Raw genomic sequence first — 17,294 nt, forward strand, 5'->3', positions numbered from 1 at the left:
AGTTACATTGAGCGATTCAACAATACTCTCAGACAGCGGGTTTCACGCTTTGTCAGACGCAGCTTAGCCTTCTCTAAAAGTCTGCGCAATCACATTGGCTTGCTGTGGAATTTTATTCACCACTACAACGCATCATTACCTCTCTAGTACTACCCAACAATGGCTCAAATCACTATCGCCATTCCCGATGATCTGGTTCAGCAGTTAGCCCCCTTTCAAAGCCAGTTTTCTAATCTCTTTACTCGGCTCATCGCCGCTACCCTGCTCGGTCAGCCTATTCCAGGCCAAAGCCTTGCTGCCTCTCCCGCGTTTACCACCTCTGCTACCTACCAAGAAATCCTCGACTTCCTCGTCAGCCAGCCTACCTTGGAGCAGATTATGGGCTTCAAAATTTCTGAGACATCGCAAAGCCGCCTGCGAACACTACTACAAAAGAATCGCGAGGCCACTCTCACCTCTGCCGAAACAGCAGAGCTAGACCTCTATAAGCAGTTCGACACTCTGATCGGGTTTCTCAAAGCCCGCGCTCTCACCGGGCTCAAGTCGGCTCCCAACAACTAGTGTTTTTGTCAAGCTTAATCTTTGGGGTTCGTAGGGTACATAACGCCAAGGCGAGGCTTTGCTAGAGCGAGGCAATGCACCATACAGAGGCTAAAAATCATCGATTAAGCCGCTCAGGCGAGACAGCACAGGATCTTCAGGTACCTCTTCGATCTCTTCTGCGTAGTGCACATCGTCTGAGACTGGCTGAGAAAAACTTGGGACAGCAGAACCAGCGCCGGCCAGATGAACCACTTGAAGCGACAACTGCGCCAGTTGAGCTTCCAAGCGCTCTAGCCGGTCTTTCTCCTGGGCAAAAAAACGCTGCTCTACACTGAGCAGCTGGGCCTCAAGGCTCTCGATGCGTTTGTCTATTGATAATTGACTAGGGTAAGAGTGATTACTCAGCAAAAGCTGGTGGAGCGCTTCTTTGCACAGGCCGCTAAAACTCAAGCCTGGCTGTCTATCTAGCTCAGCCTTTACAGCCGCTAATAGATGTTGATCAAGCTCACTTTGGCGAAAAAGAACCAACTTCTTCGTCTGGCGTAACCACTTCAATACCATCATTCTCATCCTGAAACCATGGTGCCACCCACTGGTCAAAATCTCTTCCCAATCGACGGCAGAGTTTGCTTTCCCAAGACACTCATCTAAGCAAGCAAATCAACATTCGATTGGGAAGAGGTTAGGCACGGCTAACGCCCAAATCAAAAAGCCTAAGCTGCCGCGCGGGCCGCACGAGCCCCTGCCACCTGGGCTTCTCCATAAATATACTGCCCTAGGGCGTTAGCCTGTCGGCTCGGCGTAGCGAGGTGGGCATTGATCTTGGCCTCTTTCAGCAAGCGCTGAATATCTTCCCAAAAGAACTCGCCGCCGCCACCCGTGAGAATGACGTCTGTGACTCGCTCCGGCAGCCAGGCCAACAGCCGGTCACACATCTCCCGAGAGAAATTCTCTTTGAGGTTGGGCAAGATGTCATCTAAATTAGTAGGCCGATTGGCGCCTCGCGGACGGTAGAAGCGTTCTCCTTTGGGCTGGTTTACAGCCGCGATTAACGCCAAAGATTGGCTGTCGGCTCCCTCAATTTGGGAGGCTACCTGCTCATAAAACTGGCTCATGGCGAATGCTTCACTTCTAGAGACACCACGCGCAAATCTAAAGTTATCGACCATGATGCAGTCTGTGGTTTGATGCCCAATATCCACGATCGCAACCGGCAGCTTAGTAAAGTCAACATTAATGTCTTTCTTCTCTTGCACCTCGTTCCAGAGAATGCTGCCATACCCTTCGGGCATGACCCAAACCTTATTAATGGTGATGGTGATCGGTTCACCCCGATAGCTCATCACATGCGGCCCCAGCAGCAGGCTCATCAGCTGCTCTTTCTCACGCTCAAACTGATCTTGCGAATGATAGGGCAGTCCCAGCACGACCGAAATCTCATCCCGCATTTGAAAGTAACCGACACAGGCCAAAACCTTGACCAAAGCATCGTTTACCTTAGATTGACCAACCCCTAAATTAGCGCCAAAATCTTCTGCGAGCTGTCCCATGGCATAGCCGCTGCCCTGATAAACCATCCAAATGTCAGATAGAGGATCCGTTGCCCGGGCCTCGAAGGCGCCTCCCTGCACTTGTTCTATCGACAGATGTTTGACATTCGCCGGAATGAATACAACACCGTTAGGATCCCGGCTGATAGAAGTTTTTGTAGAGGTTCGTCCCAAATCAACACTGAGAATAGATTTGGAGGACAACCCAACGTTTTCCTTAGGTGCTGCGGCTTCGCCTGTGGTTCTCACTGGCGAAGTCTGGTTCATCGGTATCGAAGCAGCTTGTGACATGGTCATTGATTCTGAACCCTTTATCGAGCATCACAAAAACCACCAACCTCATGACCCCGCAACAAAGCTGCGTCAAAAACCTCTAAGGACTTTGACGGAGATCAGGTTTTAGACTTGATGGCTAACTGTCCAAGACTCCTAAATCAACAAAGTGTTCCAGAAAAAAGTTTTCTTCTGCAAGTTTTACTTTGGCATCAAAGTGTTAAGTATTTAAGTGATTTTCCGGGCAACCAACCTGTCAGTATTCTCTATCATTAACGGGTCAAAAAAATTACCAAGATTCTCCATGAAAGCCTGCAAATTCTAAATCCGAGGCCCGTTTATTCAATTCCTGTCGTCATCTACCCGGTGGCGTAATAAGCAAAACTGATGATTCTAGCCTGTGGCTTGTCTACCTTGGTCAGTTCGTAGCTGCCACAAATATATGGTTCAAACCAGGTGGTTGGAGTAGGCGTAGTTTTTCACTAAAGCAACCACAAAAAAGGCTCGGCTAATTTAATTAACCGAGCCTTTTTCACATACTTCAGGCAGCCTAGATTCAGGCTGCCTGAGCGAGTTTAGTAGTCGAAGTCGCCGCCCATGCCAGCGCCAGCGCCAGCGGCCGGAGCCTTCGGCTCGGGCTTATCGACCACGATGCACTCGGTGGTCAGCACCATCGAGGCGATGGAGGCCGCGTTTTGCAGGCCAGAGCGGGTCACCTTGGCGGGGTCCACAATGCCAGCCTCGAACATGTCAACAAACTGGTTGTTGGCCGCGTCGTAGCCGATGTTGAAGTCCTTCTCCTTCACCTGCTCAACGATGACGGCACCGTTGAAGCCCGCGTTTTCAGCGATGCGGCTGAGGGGAGCAGTGAGGGCGCGGGTGACGATTTGGGCACCCAGCAGCTCTTCGCCGCTGAGGTTGTCGCTGGCCCAAGCTTCGAGCTGAGGAGCCAGGTGAGCCAGGGTGGTGCCGCCGCCAGGGACGATGCCTTCTTCAACGGCTGCCTTGGTAGCGTTGATGGCGTCTTCGAGGCGCAGCTTGCGGTCCTTCATCTCGGTTTCGGTGGCGGCACCGACCTTGATTACGGCCACACCGCCAGAGAGCTTAGCCAAGCGCTCTTGCAGCTTCTCTTTGTCGTAGGTCGACTCGGTTTCGTCAATCTGACGACGGATTTGCTCACAGCGGGCCTTGACATCCTGCTCGTTGCCTTCGGCGACGATGGTGGTGGTGTCTTTGGTGATGGTGAGGCGGCGAGCCTGACCCAGCATGTCGAGCTTGGTGTTGTCGAGCTTAAGGCCGGTGTCTTCGGAGATCACCTGGCCGCCGGTCAGCACAGCGATGTCTTCGAGCATGGCCTTGCGGCGATCGCCAAACCCGGGCGCTTTCACAGCGGCCACATTCAGCACACCGCGCATGCGGTTCACTACCAGAGTCGCCAGGGCCTCTTTCTCGATGTCTTCGGCGATGATCATCAGAGGCTTGCCGGAGCGAGCCACCTGCTCGAGCACGGGCACCAGATCCTGCACTAGGGCAATTTTCTTGTCGGTGATCAGAATGTAGGGCTCATCGAGCACCGCTTCCATGCGCTCGGTGTCGGTGACGAAGTAGGGCGACAGGTAGCCCTTGTCGAAGCGCATTCCTTCGGTGACTTCCAGTTCGGTGGTCATCGACTTGCCTTCTTCGAGGGAGATGACGCCTTCGCGACCCACTTTCTCCATGGCGTTGGCGATCATTTGGCCAACTTCGTCGTCGTTGCCGGCAGAGATGGCACCGACCTGGGCGATGGACTTAGAGTCGCCCACGGGACGAGCGTGCTCAGCAATTTTTTCGACCAGAAACGCGGTGGCTTTGTCGATACCACGCTTTAGCGAAATGGCGTTAGCGCCAGCGGCAACGTTGCGCAGGCCTTCTTTGACGATCGCATGGCCTAGCACCGTAGCTGTGGTGGTGCCGTCGCCAGCAGCGTCGTTGGTTTTGGAGGCCGCCTGGCGTAGCAGAGAGACGGCGGTATTTTCAATATGATCGTCTAGCTCAATTTCTTTAGCAATGGTGATGCCGTCGTTGATGATTTGGGGTGCGCCGTACTTTTTCTCGAGCACCACGTTGCGGCCTTTGGGGCCGAGGGTGACGGCTACGGCTTCAGCCAAAATGTCGAAGCCACGCTCAAGGGCGCGACGGGCATCTTCGTTGTAGGTGATCGTTTTAGCCATTGGTAAATAATCCTCTCAACAAAAGGTGAATTGTTGAACTAACTGCGTTGTGTGGTTCTATTAGGTGTGTCGCGGCGCAGCCTGACGCACCAGCTTTGTTTAAGAGAATGTCTCGAAAGGGTGAGACATCTCCTTCAGGAGTTTTCCGAGCGATGCATTGCTTCGCTGTTGGCGAAGCCGGGCCTTAGCCCTATGCACCCTACGGGTTGAGTGGCGATCGCCCAGGTTAATGGTGGGCGGTGCCCACCCTACCTAGCCAAAATCGCCAATCTAAAATCCAAAATTGGCCTAGCCGAGGGCAGCAAGAATGTCAGACTCGCGCAGCAGCACGTAGTCATCGGTGCCGAGCTTGATGTCGGTACCGGCGTACTTCGAGTAGAGCACCTTGTCGCCGACTTTGACTTCCACCGGCTGGAATGAGCCGTTGTCGTCGCGCTTGCCGGGGCCGACCTGCACCACTTCACCCACCTGGGGCTTTTCCTTAGCAGTGTCGGGCAGCAAAATGCCACCGGCAGTTTTTTCTTCGGCTTCGCTGACCTTGACCAAAATGCGATCGCCCAGAGGCTTCACAGTAGACACACTCAGGGTGACTGCGGCCATAACGTACCTCCAAAGGTTTGCTTAGTAGACGTTTGAGTAATTCAGAATGCGTTAGCACTCGCGCATCCTGAGTGCTAATTTAGCCGCCAGAAAGTTCTCTCCGCAATTCTCTGGAAGGTGTGGTTTGCCGAACTTAGGAGTAGGGAATGTAAGGGTAGATGAGTGGATAAGTAGGGGGTGGATGAGTTTAACGAAGTGAAGGCGTAAACCGGCAAAAGAGTTATAGAACCGGGTTACCCATCCACCCATCCACTCCCCACTCACCCTTGCCACTCGCCAAACACAATCGACTGCGCCGCCTTCCCAATGCGCCCGAGGTCTTCGTCAAGCAGCGGCGGCCAGGTGACTCCGGCTTTTTGACCCTGGGCGTAGAGCTGACGGCTCTCGTAGGAGAGGATGAAAAGGGCTTTGGTGAGGGTGCGATCGAGGGTGGGTTCGTTCTTTAGGCCTTCAAATAGCGCCTTGAGGGCGAGCAGCAAAGAGGTGACCTGCCCCGGCACGGGCGGTTTGCCCTGGCGTAGGCAGGCGATAAAGGTATCGGGTAGGTCTTCGCTAGTGCCAAGGGTTTGGCGGACGACAAATTCGCGAGAAGTTTCAAAATCCATAGGGGTAACGGTAGCTGAATAGGGTGATTTAGCCCCGCGTGTGCTGAGGATTGCGGCTGAGTCGACGCTAAGTTTGCCCCAGTTTACCGCCTGGTCGGATTTCAGCAGCATGGAACTGTAGAACGGTGTCTCCCTTCAGTTGATAAGGCGTCACAGTATGCGGGCAAGCTGAGCGTAACGGCGATCGCCCGTTGTTAACCCAAACCTACACAGGTGAGTATGACCATCCCTTCTCCACTGGCAGTTCCTTTGGCGGTTCCGTTTGTCGATTTGACCTGGCAGCATGGGCCGTTGCAGGAGGCCATTCAGGGGGTAATTAATGCCGTCATCAACCAGGGAGACTTTGTGCTGGGCCAGGCTTTGGCCGATTTTGAGGCAAACTTTGCTTTGGCCTGCGGCACCCAGTTTGGGGTCGGGGTTGGCTGCGGCACCGATGCGATCGCCCTGGGTCTGATCGCCTGCGGCGTTGCCCCTGGCGACGAGGTGATTTTACCCGCCAATACCTTTGTCGCGACGCTGATGGGGGTGCTGCGGTCGGGGGCGATACCTGTGTTTGTGGACTGCGATCGTGCCACCGCCCTAATGGATCTCGATGCTGCCGAGCGCGCCATCACCCCGCATACTCGCGCCATTGTGCCTGTCCACCTCTACGGCCAAATGGTCTCGCCCCACGGACTGCTGGAACTGGCCAACCGCCACCGGCTGATTATTTTTGAAGATGCGGCCCAGGCTCACCTAGCCCAGCGCGAGGGCTACACCGCCGGTTCCATCGGTCTTGGAGCGGCCTTTAGCTTTTACCCCAGCAAGAATCTCGGCGCTTTAGGCGATGGCGGCATGTTCGTCACCGGAGATCAGCTGATTGCGGGGACGGCGCGATCGCTGCGCAATTACGGTGCCACCAGCAAGTACTACCACACCGAACCCCAGGGCACTAACAGCCGGCTAGACACCCTGCAAGCTGCCGTGCTCAACGTCAAACTGCCCCACCTAGCGGGGTGGAACCGGGCTCGCTATGCGATCGCCCAACACTACGGTCGCCGTCTCGCCCCCCTAGTTGAGCACGGCATCCTCCCCATGCACAACGACGCTGGCCCCGGCCACATCTACCACCTCTACGTCGTGCGCATTACCGATACCTGCCCCATCAGCCGCGCCAACCTCCAAGCTCAGCTTGCCACCGCTGGCATCCAAACCGGCATCCACTATCCCATCCCTTGCCATCTGCAACCCGCCTTTAGCTCCCTCGGCTATGGCCCCGGCAGCTTTCCCCAAGCCGAAGCCCTTAGCCAAGAGATTCTCTCCTTGCCGATGTACCCCGGTATGACTTTAGAGCAGGCCGATTACGTCGTAGACGCTATGGTTGAAGCAGTAACCGCCGCTAGAGCTGTCAGTGTTTTGCAAGCCGTGAATGGTTAAAGAAAAGTTTTAAGTTTTGAATTTTGAGTTTTGAATTAAAGCCAGAACTCAAAATTCAAAACTAAACACTCAAAACTCCCCACCTCCCTCATCCTCCCCATGCCCTCCCTCCGCCGCTACCTCACCCCTCCCTGGGCGATCGCCGCCCTCCTGGCGATCCTCTACGGGCCGCTGCTGCTTCACTGGGTTGATGGCTGGCTAAACAAGTCCATCAGCATTCAGCATGAGTACTTTAGCCACGGGCTGCTGGGGCTGCCCTTTGCCGCCTATATTGCCTGGGGTAAGCGCCAGGCCTGGGCCGAATTGCCCAATCGCTGCCATCCTCTGGGTCTGGGTCTGGTAGGGCTAGCGGGTCTGATGTATCTCACCCGCCTGCCCGACTGGATGAATCTATCGCTGCCGGTGATGCTAGTGGGGCTGTGTCTGAGCCTAAAATCCGTTGCGGGGTTGCGGCTGCAGGCAATTTCTCTGATTTTGGTGGCGCTGGCAACGCCAAACCAGCTGCCTTACCTGATTGAGCCCTACATTTTGCCTTTGCAGCGATTGATTGCGTCGGTGGCGGGGTTCTTGCTGGTGCAGCTCGGCATTCCGGTGACGGTCGAGAATATTTACCTGTTTGTGAACGGCCAAACGGTGGAGGTTGCCCCTCACTGCGCCGGGCTCAAGATGCTGTTTACCAGCCTCTATGTCGCCCTAATGCTGGCCTACTGGACTGGAGCCTACACATCGCGGCTGAGAACTGTTCTCTTCGTTGGCGGCACGATCGCCATCAGCGTGGTGGGCAACATTCTCCGCAATGCGTTTTTGAGCTATTTCCACGGTACTGGGCGCGATGGCGCTTTTGATTGGCTGCACGAGAGCTGGGGCGGCGACCTCTACTCGGCTCTGATGCTGCTCACTATCATCCTATTGCTGCGACTGATTCAAGAGCGGGTGCCCGCTAGCCTCAATCTAGCGGTGCAGTCGCCGTCATCGTCGGTGTAGGTCTGTTGTCTGTAGAATGCGATCGCTCCTATGACTCCTCAGTCTTCGTCTGATAGCCTGCTCCCCAGCCGCTGGGTCAACTTAGTTCTGGTGGTTGTGCTTACCGCTCTGGTGGGGATAGCGATCTTGCCCGCCTACCTGAGCGGGCAGTGGCCCTGGGCCAACAGCCCCCAGGTCGCCCAGATCGATCAGCTGCGCGCCCTGCAAAAAGAAGGGTTAGCTCTGCCCGGCTGGCAGCAAACCACCGTTGAGCCCATCCCCATCAACCGCCAAACCTGGACTTTGGCGGAGTATCGGGCAGACTCCCCTGAGGCACAATCAGCCCCAGTGCAGCAGTTTGCGGTGTTGCTGCACCCCCAGCCCTGGCACAGCAACCAGCCTCAGCTGGAGTGGATCGACCTGGCCGGGGCGCAAAAATGGCGTGTTGAGTCGCGGCGCAAACTCAGGGTTACCTCCCCCCAGGCTGGGCCAGTGGAGGCCAGGTTTTTTCGGGCCTGGGGCGATCGCCAGAGCTTTGCGATCGTGCAGTGGTACGCCCTGCCCAGCGGTGGCCATCCGTCGCCCAGCCACTGGTTTTGGGCCAACCAGTGGTCCCAGCTCACCCAGCGCCGGCTCACCCCCTGGGTAGCGGTGAGTCTGCTGTTGCCCATGGAGCCCCTAGGCACGATGGATGCCTACCAACCCCTTGCTGAAAACTTAACCGGGCTGATTCAGCAACAGCTAATCGCCGCTGCCTTTAACTGAAAAAATGCCTGCCCTGAGCACCAGGGCAGGCAGCCATCGTGAGTAGCTTGGACCTAAATACCCCAGACAGCTTGGTACCCTAAGCTTCGGGCAACGATGTGGGCTGATTGACAGGAGTATGTTGAGCATACGGGTGACTACAGGTGTTGCATCGCTGCTGGTTGAAGCTGGCAGAGCCATGAGGCTCTCGACTGTCTTGGGAAACGGCTGTGTAACCTTTACCGTGGGGGCATTTGAGAAAGACCGGGCTATAGGAGCTGTTGTTCTGAGGAAATAGGCTGATCTTTTCGGTGAGATACTCGCTTAGGTAAGTGCGTCGGGCAGCTGTAGGTAAGTCGTTTTCTTCTACATCGGTATAAAAGTAGTCGATAAACTCTAGCCATTCAATCAGCTGGTCATCCTCTTCGGCACGGCTCCAAATTTTGGAAATTTGTGCCACCTGCTGATCAGAATCCATATCAGAGTTTGTGATCAACAGATAATAATTCCACACCTGAGCTTTTTGGTCGGGGTTCAGGTTAGAAAGAAACTGTTGATCTAGAGTGGGAGTTTTCATGGTGTTTGTTTGAACGCTCCACGTTCTGTGTGATGTTGCTTGTCACAATCGAGGCACCAGACCACTTAACGCTACTGTCTGCTAAGTAAGGAAACAACCCCTTGATGGTGAATATTAGATGAATTGAATGAACTAAAGTGGTCTGGCCTTTTCGAAGCAGCAGTATCTAATGAAATTTGTTGGCACCTCCTTCATACAGCTCAAGAAAGACTTTTCGCAGTCGCTCCAGGGCGCGCGATTCACGTTTTCTCAACGTCTGAGCGGAGGGTACAATGACTTCCTCAGACTCGGCTATGTATTTGTAGTGCTGACGGATTTGCTCGTAGGTTTTGTGGTGAATAAACTTCATGCGGATGAGTGCCTGATCGGCTTTGGAGAGCCGGTTCAAGGCAACTTCTAAACACTCTAACTGTTCGATCAGCTCAGACTCTATCAGCGGGCTTTTAGAATGCTGCGCTAGCTGCGTTGCCATGGCAACTTTGCGTTCATCCTTAATTGTGGCGTCGACCTTGCTCCTGAGAATATTTAGGCAAACCTGGCGTAGCCAAACCTCTGGCTTTTTTATCGGTAGATTGTGCCTAAGAATATACTCAACTCCCCGTTTAATACCCTCAATCACCACATCGTCGAGATCAATGTTGGCAATGTGCCACTGTCGGGCAAAGCGAATTAGAAATTTATACAGTGCGGTGCCCTTAAACTCGTCGGGCATGAGCAAATAGCTAACGGCTGTAACGAACTCATACACCAGCTCGTGGCCAGGCCCCTGATCAGCGGGCTGCTTTGGGGGGGTATTGGTGGCATTGGTCATTGCCAGAGTCCTCGTAGGGTGAGCGGGGGGCTAACGGAGAAAAACAGATACCATTCGGGGTTAATCAGCTTTAAGTCGGTAGTGCGCTCCAGAGGAAAATCGTGACTTTTTGTCAGTTCACCCAGATCGGTTGGAGAATCTAGGCGATCAACGCAGGGTTGCAGCTTTGTTTGAACGAGTGTCCTTAGGTTGTCTAGCACCCGCCGAGTAAATCGAATGGCGCTAGCAATCCAGCCTTTAAATCGCAGCCGATTGGGTATATTGGCTGCGTCTGAGTCGGTAACAGCGAAATGGCGAACCATCGATCTATGTCCTCAACGAACGGTGCAACGAATTGAACTATCTGTGGGGTAGTGGGCTACGACGGCAAAGTGTGACTCAATTAAACGGGAAGTTTTTGTGCAGCCCCTAAACAGTCAATCCCCTAGCAGCTGACTGATTTTAGGCAGGTTCAATTAGCAGGGTGTTGCCCTGACGATCGATTGGGCGAATGGCATCGCCAGCCTGAAAGCTATAGCCCGCCAAGGCAGCGCGAGCCGTCCAATACACGCCGTTGACGCGTACGACCCACTCCAGACCCGGCTGTTCCACAGAATGAATTACCCCAACGCCGGGATAAAATTTGCCGTCAAGAAGAGCCCTTACTGGTGTATTCAAGATAGTCATGGCAGATGTGCCTCCTTTTCTCGCTCACTAATAAGTGGAGGCAGAGGCCAGCATGTGACATATGTAGTACGAAATGTGTACAAAAAAGCTCACCTTGGTAGGGCGAGCTTTTGAGACATCAGCGTAAATTTTGGTGCTAGATCGCGATCGGAGGGGCGCACAGCCTAATCAGCTGCCACTTCGGTCGATAGTCGATGTTGTCGAGGCAAAGGTTGGTCCAAGCGCTCAACGCAACCAAAATGACAAGGGCGATCGCCGCCTGTAAAACGCACAGATGCGTAGCTCATGGGGTGCGCTCCTAACGCTTACACAAGTTGGCTGCGTTGGGGCAGTAGGTGTGACTACGGTGCGCTTAAACTCGGCTCAGCAGTTGCACCCGCTGCGCAGCGGATGACTTTGAGCGTCCTAACTCGAATGGCGATCGCGGTGAACCGCACAGGAGCAGCAGGCTATAGCCCTACTCCACCACTAGGCGGGAGAGGCTGGTGCCGGGGTAGTAGTTGCCCAAAATTTGGGTGTAGTTGTAGCCCTTAGAGGCCAGTTCCATAGCACCGGTTTGGCTCATGCCGTTGCCGCCGTGGGCGGCCTGCACGATCGCATCCGACGCTGCATAGAGCGATTCGACAATGCCGCCGTTATAGCTAATGAACTCGCCCGTAGTGTCAGCCACCGCCGCCTGGGTCGTGTTGGTCTCTTTGGCGATACCCTTGTAGGCCTGGTAGCGCTGAGTATTGTCAAGGTCGTAGGCGCGCTCGGCGTGACGCACGTGGTGCACCAGCGCGTAAGAGCGAGCGGCTACCGCCTGGGCCTTGAGCGCTTCGGCGGGCCAGCCCACATACATTTCGCTGCCGACAACACTGCTGAGGTAATCGTGCATCAGCACATAGTTGACGGCCATCAGGCCAGAGCCATCGGTGATCATCAGCACGCGACCCTTGTACCAGCTGTCACCCACAAAGACATAGCCGCCTTCGCCGGGCTCTAGCCAAGCGGTGTTGCTGAGGGTGCAGTTGCCGACAGCCATGCCAGACCCCTGGGGTTTGAGCACTAGGCTGCTCTGGGCAGGCAGGTTGCAGTGGTTTTGGCCATTGATATCCATCAGGTAGCCGTCTACAGAAGTGGCTACCTCGAGGCTGGAGGCGTTTTTGGCGACTGCCACCCGCATCTCTAGGTTGGTGTCAATGGTTTTGCCGGGGTCAAAGGCGGCGCCAGCATTGCTAGGAGCTGGTGGGGCCGACGGCTGAGGCAGCGATCGCGTTGGGCCAGAGTTACTAGCTGGTTGGGCAGGTTGGACTTGGGCCTTTGCTGGGCTAGGGGCGGCAACTGGGGCAGCGGCCGCCGTAGGAGCTTTGGCTGCGGCGACGGCTGCCTCGTCGTTGGCAGGGAGCGTGGCCTGCACCAGCAATCGCCGCGCCCGATAGAGATCGACAATCGACTGACGCACCATACCCGTGGTCTCCCACAGGACCGGGCTGAGGTTGCCGGCCTTATTCTCCCGACCCCCAAAGGGAGCCGCCGACACCTGCACCAGCAGTAGGCCAGCAAAAACTAGCCCACCAAAAATCTTAATTCGGTGGCTCTTATTACCCATTGCCAAAGGTGATGGCAGCGGCTTGGCATGCAGCGGTTTGAGCCGAACAGATTTGAGTCGCACCGGTCTCAGCCTTGGCAGCTGAGCTTTCCAGAGATCTCTCATGGTTGTTTAGCCCAATACCCACACGTTATGTAATAGGACCATGGTCAGAAGCCTTTGTCACATTTAAGGATAAACGTTAAAAAATGCGTCAGCTCAAACACATTCGTAACATATGCCTAAAGACATAGATTTAGAAAGTTTGGACGTTTATAGCTTATAGAGCGGCTTGTCAGTTCCTGCAGAAAATCCCTCCAGTCCCTGTTGGTCTTAGCATCAGGCTCAAAAGTTGTTGGTCAAAGCATTAGCCGAGCGCGTTATGGGAGTGGGCAACACCATCTTCATAGATCTCCATCGTTCAAAGGCAACGACCAGGCCGTCTAAAGGAGACGGTTCTTAATCCTCTCAAGTTCCCAACCTAGGGAAAAAGCAGGCTTCTGTCTCCAGAGTTGCCTAGAGAGGCGTGCATTCGTAGTGGCTGTAGGGATGGCCACCGCTGCCCGTTTGGCTTAGCTGCCGGCATCCGTTGGCGCTCAAATCGGAGCCAATGTGGATAAACCAGAGGTCGAAGGGGCGAGGCAGGGTGGAGAGAATTTCGGCCAGCTTTTCTTCAGGGGGCACCGAGGGGTTGCTGGGCAAGGTCCAAAGGAAAAATTGGGGCGGCACAGTCCACCCGCTGTCTAGGGTACTGGGGTTGAAATGGCGGTGGATCTCCCAACCGATGCTCAACATCTCATGGCCAATCACCGTGGGCTTGCCTTCTTCAATGGTGGCGGGAAAGCCTATGAGCACTGGGTGGGTCGATTCTGCTTGGATGGTGCGAACCAGCTGGGCCGGCGCAAAATATTTGGCAAAGGCCAGATTGCTGACGACAAAGAGAGCGCTGGCTAGACCGGCAATCCAGAACAGTTGAACGCTGCGTCGCCCGGAGATTTTTTGCTGAGTAAAGGGAATTTGGAGCGATCGCAACTGGGCTGTGGTCTCTGGCCAGTAGACAGCCAACAGCCCCCCTATCAGCACCATCACACCGGGATGGAACACAAAATTGTACCGATGCCCTCGGGTGATATCCATGCCTAAGCTATAGGTGACCGCAAAAAAGAGGGCGATCGCCGCCAGCACAAACCCGCCCATCAAAAACAGGCCAAACCGGCCGTTGTCAGATTGACTCACCAGGTGCCTGGCCCGCAGCAGTTGTGCCACCATCCACAGCAGCACCGGCAGCAGCACCAGCACCGACAGCACCACGGCGGTGATGCCTACAACGCCTTGGGCATTGGTGATGGGCGTGATCACCATAAAGATCAGCCCGACGAGGGTCTGGGCGATCGGGTCGAGCCACACCCTGGGCTGGCTGAGGTCAATGGCCAAATTAGAGGACTGGCTGCTGCCGTAGAAGTTGAGCAGCACCGGCAGCCATACCAGGCAAGCAGCTAGCGTTCCCAGCATGACTGCGTAGAGCCGTCGCCAGGGGCGTTGCCAGAGCGCCTGGGGATGGGTTCGCCCCTGGTAAATAGCCAATGCCGCTAGCACCAAGGCCTGGGCCAGCAGCGCTAGCACCGTAAAGTAGTGGGTGGCAAACGCCAGGGCATTGATCCCCACCCACAGCAGCGCCAAAGGCAGGGAAATTGGTTGGGGGGCGGCTGCTTCGGGGTGGGGGCGGCGCAGGCTCCACCCTCCTGCGGCAAAACAGGCTAGCCCCAGCGTCACCATCAGGGTGGCCATGCTGTAGTGCCGCGCCTCCTGAGACATGGCCACTCCAAAGGGCGACACGGCCATGAAGGCGGCACCGATTTGCCCAGCCAGCACTGAGCGAAACCCTAACCACCCGGCTAGATAGACTGCTGGCGCGCTCAAGGCCCCAAACAGAGCGGGCAGGGCGCGCGCCGCCCAGGGTAAGGCCACCCCCTGGGCGGTGGGAAATAGGTTCATCCACAGATGGGCGATCGCAAAGTAGGCAGGAGGATGGTTGTCTTCCTGCATGAGGTAGTGAATGGCTGAGCCCACGGTCGCCTCTGGCCGGGGCTGAAGGGGCGTCAACAGCTGGTCTAGGGGAACGACCTGGTCGAGGGGAGCCGAGTAGCTGCTGTTGCCCAGGGTGAAGATCACCGTGGCGGCCTCGTCCATCCAGAGGGGCTTGCTCACCAAAAATGACAGGCGCAGGGCCAGGGCTATTCCAAACCACAGCAGCATCCAGAAGGCTGTGGGTGACAGCTGCCATGTTTTGAATAACCGCATAACACTGCCCAAGAAGTTTCAGAGTTGATAATACTCCCCAGCATCGGCTCTGGGGTATTGTGCCTGAGATACGCCCTGGCGATCGCGCCCGTTAGAAAAACTAGAGAGCTGCAAAAAAAATAAGGGCTCCAGCCTTGGCTGAAACCCTAAAACCTCTAAATTAGGCGATCGCTCAAACGGCGACGTCGGACACTGAATTGAGACCCACAATGTCTTCGTAGGCCGCTGCAATGATGCAAACCGAAAGCGGAATGGTCACGAGCAAGCCAACGCCCAGCAGAAGGGCACCGCCAAAATTCAGCAAGAAAATCAGCAGCAGCAGCCCAAAGAACGAAAACCATTTTTTGGTGATCAGTTTACGGCTGGTTTCCATGGCCTGCCAGAAGTCGGCGCTTTTGTCGATCACCAGCGGTTGGGCAAATAGATAAGCCACGGCCAGGTAAACGCCTGGTAAAACCAACAGCACAAACCCGATAGCGATCAAAACACCCGAGACGAGCGAAACCAGAAAGAGGGGCAGAAACTTATTGAACCCTTGAAAAAAGTCGTTAAATACCGTATTGCGATTTCGCGCTATTTGGAAGGCTACAAAGTAATAACCTGCGGTAAGCGCCGGGGTAACTATGTTAAAGGCCAAACTGAGAATGCCGCCGCTGGGACCATCTGCGCTTCTGGTGCCAATGGGAGCAGGCAGAATAGAGATCACAATTTGGATAAGCACTAGCAGCAGCGTAAACGCGACAAACAGCGGTGCTTTAGCCTTAAAGATCTCCCACCCGCGGCTAAAGTAATCACCGATTTTGACCTCGTAGTCTCGGCCGGTCAAATCAGAACTAAAACTACTCATTGTTCTTCACAATCCCCAAAGATTATTGAGTAGGATATCGGTTTCACATTAACCGGGGGTGAAAACGCGGCAAAAATTAACCTGAGTGCACCTATCTTAGGGTTGATTTGTAACTAGTTCTAACGTTGAAGAGAGAATTTTTGATGGGCATGACAGGGGGCGATCGCCCTCAATCGATCACCGGGCTGCCGTGGTGGTGAATCATGTACCACTGATCAGCTATGCGCTCAAACCCATTGGTGGCCATCGATCGCGCCTCTAGACGGCGACTGCCAAAGCGATCGCTCCCGGCTTCGCTGCCGCTGATTTGCAGCACGTTTTCGATCAGCACCACGTAGGCCAGGTCGCCGCTGATTTCAACGGTGAGAATGTCGGTGTCGATTTCGAGGTAGCTGGTGTTCTCAAAGATGCGGACCCAGGCCTCGCGAATGTCAACCCAGCCCTTGAGGGCATCGCGCCCGGGATGGATGCAGAGGCAGCCCATGCCCTTCGACCAGACCGCCTCCATGGCTTCTATGTCCTTTTTCTCGAAGGAGCGGTAGAAAGCCTGGTTTGCGGCCAAGACCAGTTCGCGATCGCCAGCCATAGGGTCCTCACTGATAAGATACAGGGGCTTTCCCTGCCTCCCGTCTTGAGCATAACCAACGGTAGGGGAAGGCAACCACCTCCGGCCGCAAAGTTGCACACCCGATGCTAAAACTCGCCAATCTCTGTAAGCGCTACGGTTCTAAGCCGGTTTTGCAAAATCTCAGCCTGAGCCTACAGCCAGGGGAAATCTACGGTCTGCTCGGGCCCAACGGGGCCGGCAAAACCACCACCATCAACATTATCTGCGGCCTGCTTAAGGCCGATAACGGCACGGTCACCATCGGCGATCGCCCCGCCGGAGAGGCCACCAAAGCCTGGGTGGGGGTGATGCCCCAAAGCAACCTGCTCTACGGCAGTCTGACGTGTAGCGACAACCTGTTTTTCTTTGGCCGCCTCTACGGTCTCTCCCGCCAGGACTGTCAGCGACGGGTGGATGTGTGCCTGGAGTCGGTGCAACTTTTAGACAAAAAACATGTCCCCGTCGAGCGCCTCAGCGGCGGCATGCAGCGGCGGCTAAGCATGGCGGCGGCGATTTTACACCGTCCCAAGCTGGTGATTCTCGACGAGCCCACCACCGGGCTCGATATTGAGGCGCGTCAAGAGCTATGGCAGCTGATTCGCCAGTTTAAGTCGATGGGGGTGACGGTGCTGCTCACCTCCCACCTGCTAGATGAGGTCGAGCGCTTGTGCCAGCGGATCGGCATTCTGCGCCAGGGGCAACTGCTGGCAGAGGGCACCTTAGAGGAACTGCGATCGCGCATTCCCGCCCAGGAGATTGTCACGGTAGAGACTAAGGATCCGCAGGGGGCGATCGCCCGGGCTCGGCAGCTCGGCTACCCCCACCGCACCTACGGCGGCGACCTGGCCTTTTGGGTGCCCAACCAGCTCGAACTCAAGGACCTGCTCGATCGCTTCGACGGCATTCCGCTCGACTCGATCGCCCGTAGCCCGGTCAAGTTAGAACATGTCTATTTGGAAGTGACTCGGCAGCCTGGGAAACCTATGGGGGTATAGGGTTTAAGGTTTTGGG

21 protein-coding genes are annotated in these 17,294 nt (G+C 55.3%); 7 read left to right on the forward strand and 14 right to left on the reverse strand.

What is annotated here, in order from left to right; all coding sequences use genetic code 11:
• A partial coding sequence (locus H6F75_RS11515) for an IS1 family transposase (protein ID WP_242019556.1) occupies positions 1-147 on the forward strand: 147 nt, incomplete at its 5' end.
• Positions 148-159: 12 nt separating this feature from the next.
• Positions 160-561, forward strand: coding sequence for a hypothetical protein (locus tag H6F75_RS11520; protein ID WP_190752318.1), 402 nt, complete (start codon positions 160-162; stop codon positions 559-561).
• A 90-nt stretch (positions 562-651) separates the two neighbouring features.
• Here H6F75_RS11520 and H6F75_RS11525 read toward each other — a convergent pair whose 3' ends face one another.
• Together H6F75_RS11525 and H6F75_RS11530 are read right to left on the reverse strand one after the other, a co-directional pair.
• Positions 652-1,107: a plasmid segregation centromere-binding protein ParR gene (locus H6F75_RS11525; RefSeq protein ID WP_190752320.1), complete on the reverse strand. Its 456-nt coding sequence runs from the start codon at positions 1,105-1,107 to the stop codon at positions 652-654.
• Positions 1,108-1,256: 149 nt separating this feature from the next.
• Positions 1,257-2,297: a ParM/StbA family protein gene (locus tag H6F75_RS11530; RefSeq protein WP_242019921.1), complete on the reverse strand. Its 1,041-nt coding sequence runs from the start codon at positions 2,295-2,297 to the stop codon at positions 1,257-1,259.
• On the opposite strand from H6F75_RS11530, the gene H6F75_RS28095 reads away from it, so the two are divergent.
• Positions 2,209-2,496: a hypothetical protein gene (locus H6F75_RS28095; protein WP_242019938.1), complete on the forward strand. Its 288-nt coding sequence runs from the start codon at positions 2,209-2,211 to the stop codon at positions 2,494-2,496. The genes H6F75_RS11530 and H6F75_RS28095 overlap by 89 nt on opposite strands.
• Before the next feature lie 445 nt (positions 2,497-2,941).
• Here the strand turns inward: H6F75_RS28095 and groL are convergent, their stop codons facing one another.
• The 3 genes from groL to H6F75_RS11545 all read right to left on the reverse strand — a co-directional run bounded on the left by groL (position 2,942) and on the right by H6F75_RS11545 (position 5,781).
• A complete protein-coding gene (gene groL, locus H6F75_RS11535; protein ID WP_190752325.1) occupies positions 2,942-4,576 on the reverse strand; it encodes a chaperonin GroEL in 1,635 nt (544 codons plus the stop codon).
• Positions 4,577-4,864: 288 nt separating this feature from the next.
• Positions 4,865-5,176, reverse strand: coding sequence for a co-chaperone GroES (gene groES, locus H6F75_RS11540; protein WP_073609036.1), 312 nt, complete (start codon positions 5,174-5,176; stop codon positions 4,865-4,867).
• A 260-nt stretch (positions 5,177-5,436) separates the two neighbouring features.
• Complete coding sequence (locus tag H6F75_RS11545; RefSeq protein ID WP_190752327.1) at positions 5,437-5,781, reverse strand: Dethiobiotin synthetase; 345 nt, start codon at positions 5,779-5,781, stop codon at positions 5,437-5,439.
• A gap of 219 nt (positions 5,782-6,000) precedes the next feature.
• Between H6F75_RS11545 and H6F75_RS11550 the strand changes: the two genes are divergently transcribed.
• From H6F75_RS11550 to H6F75_RS11560, 3 genes are all read left to right on the forward strand, one after another.
• Complete coding sequence (locus H6F75_RS11550; protein ID WP_190752328.1) at positions 6,001-7,197, forward strand: DegT/DnrJ/EryC1/StrS family aminotransferase; 1,197 nt, start codon at positions 6,001-6,003, stop codon at positions 7,195-7,197.
• 99 nt (positions 7,198-7,296) lie between these two features.
• Positions 7,297-8,181 carry a cyanoexosortase B gene (gene crtB, locus H6F75_RS11555; protein ID WP_190752330.1) on the forward strand — a complete coding sequence of 295 codons (885 nt, stop codon included), beginning with the start codon at positions 7,297-7,299 and terminating at the stop codon, positions 8,179-8,181.
• A gap of 30 nt (positions 8,182-8,211) precedes the next feature.
• Positions 8,212-8,925: a cyanoexosortase B system-associated protein gene (locus tag H6F75_RS11560; RefSeq protein WP_190752332.1), complete on the forward strand. Its 714-nt coding sequence runs from the start codon at positions 8,212-8,214 to the stop codon at positions 8,923-8,925.
• Positions 8,926-9,004: 79 nt separating this feature from the next.
• Here H6F75_RS11560 and H6F75_RS11565 read toward each other — a convergent pair whose 3' ends face one another.
• The 9 genes from H6F75_RS11565 to H6F75_RS11600 all read right to left on the reverse strand — a co-directional run bounded on the left by H6F75_RS11565 (position 9,005) and on the right by H6F75_RS11600 (position 16,262).
• Complete coding sequence (locus tag H6F75_RS11565; protein WP_190752334.1) at positions 9,005-9,481, reverse strand: hypothetical protein; 477 nt, start codon at positions 9,479-9,481, stop codon at positions 9,005-9,007.
• A gap of 166 nt (positions 9,482-9,647) precedes the next feature.
• Positions 9,648-10,292: a sigma-70 family RNA polymerase sigma factor gene (locus H6F75_RS11570; RefSeq protein ID WP_190752336.1), complete on the reverse strand. Its 645-nt coding sequence runs from the start codon at positions 10,290-10,292 to the stop codon at positions 9,648-9,650.
• Positions 10,289-10,594 carry a hypothetical protein gene (locus H6F75_RS11575; protein WP_190752339.1) on the reverse strand — a complete coding sequence of 102 codons (306 nt, stop codon included), beginning with the start codon at positions 10,592-10,594 and terminating at the stop codon, positions 10,289-10,291. The genes H6F75_RS11570 and H6F75_RS11575 overlap by 4 nt, the downstream gene beginning before the upstream one ends.
• A gap of 139 nt (positions 10,595-10,733) precedes the next feature.
• Entirely contained in the window at positions 10,734-10,958 is a 225-nt protein-coding gene (locus tag H6F75_RS11580; protein ID WP_190752340.1) for an NfeD family protein, read from the reverse strand.
• Positions 10,959-11,122: 164 nt separating this feature from the next.
• On the reverse strand, positions 11,123-11,245 hold the full coding sequence (locus tag H6F75_RS28480; RefSeq protein WP_277874253.1) for a hypothetical protein: 123 nt from the start codon (positions 11,243-11,245) through the stop codon (positions 11,123-11,125).
• A 170-nt stretch (positions 11,246-11,415) separates the two neighbouring features.
• Entirely contained in the window at positions 11,416-12,654 is a 1,239-nt protein-coding gene (locus tag H6F75_RS11585) for a SpoIID/LytB domain-containing protein (RefSeq protein ID WP_242019912.1), read from the reverse strand.
• Between the two features lie 390 nt (positions 12,655-13,044).
• On the reverse strand, positions 13,045-14,829 hold the full coding sequence (locus tag H6F75_RS11590) for a hypothetical protein (protein WP_190752342.1): 1,785 nt from the start codon (positions 14,827-14,829) through the stop codon (positions 13,045-13,047).
• Between the two features lie 172 nt (positions 14,830-15,001).
• A complete protein-coding gene (locus H6F75_RS11595; RefSeq protein ID WP_190752344.1) occupies positions 15,002-15,676 on the reverse strand; it encodes a hypothetical protein in 675 nt (224 codons plus the stop codon).
• 169 nt (positions 15,677-15,845) lie between these two features.
• The gene (locus H6F75_RS11600; RefSeq protein ID WP_190752346.1) at positions 15,846-16,262 is read right to left on the reverse strand and encodes a nuclear transport factor 2 family protein; all 417 of its coding nucleotides are present in this window, start codon (positions 16,260-16,262) and stop codon (positions 15,846-15,848) included.
• 104 nt (positions 16,263-16,366) lie between these two features.
• On the opposite strand from H6F75_RS11600, the gene H6F75_RS11605 reads away from it, so the two are divergent.
• Complete coding sequence (locus H6F75_RS11605; protein ID WP_190752348.1) at positions 16,367-17,278, forward strand: ABC transporter ATP-binding protein; 912 nt, start codon at positions 16,367-16,369, stop codon at positions 17,276-17,278.
• Positions 17,279-17,294 lie beyond the last annotated feature (16 nt).

It is taken from the genome of Nodosilinea sp. FACHB-131 (assembly GCF_014695395.1).
GTDB lineage: Bacteria > Cyanobacteriota > Cyanobacteriia > Phormidesmidales > Phormidesmidaceae > Nodosilinea.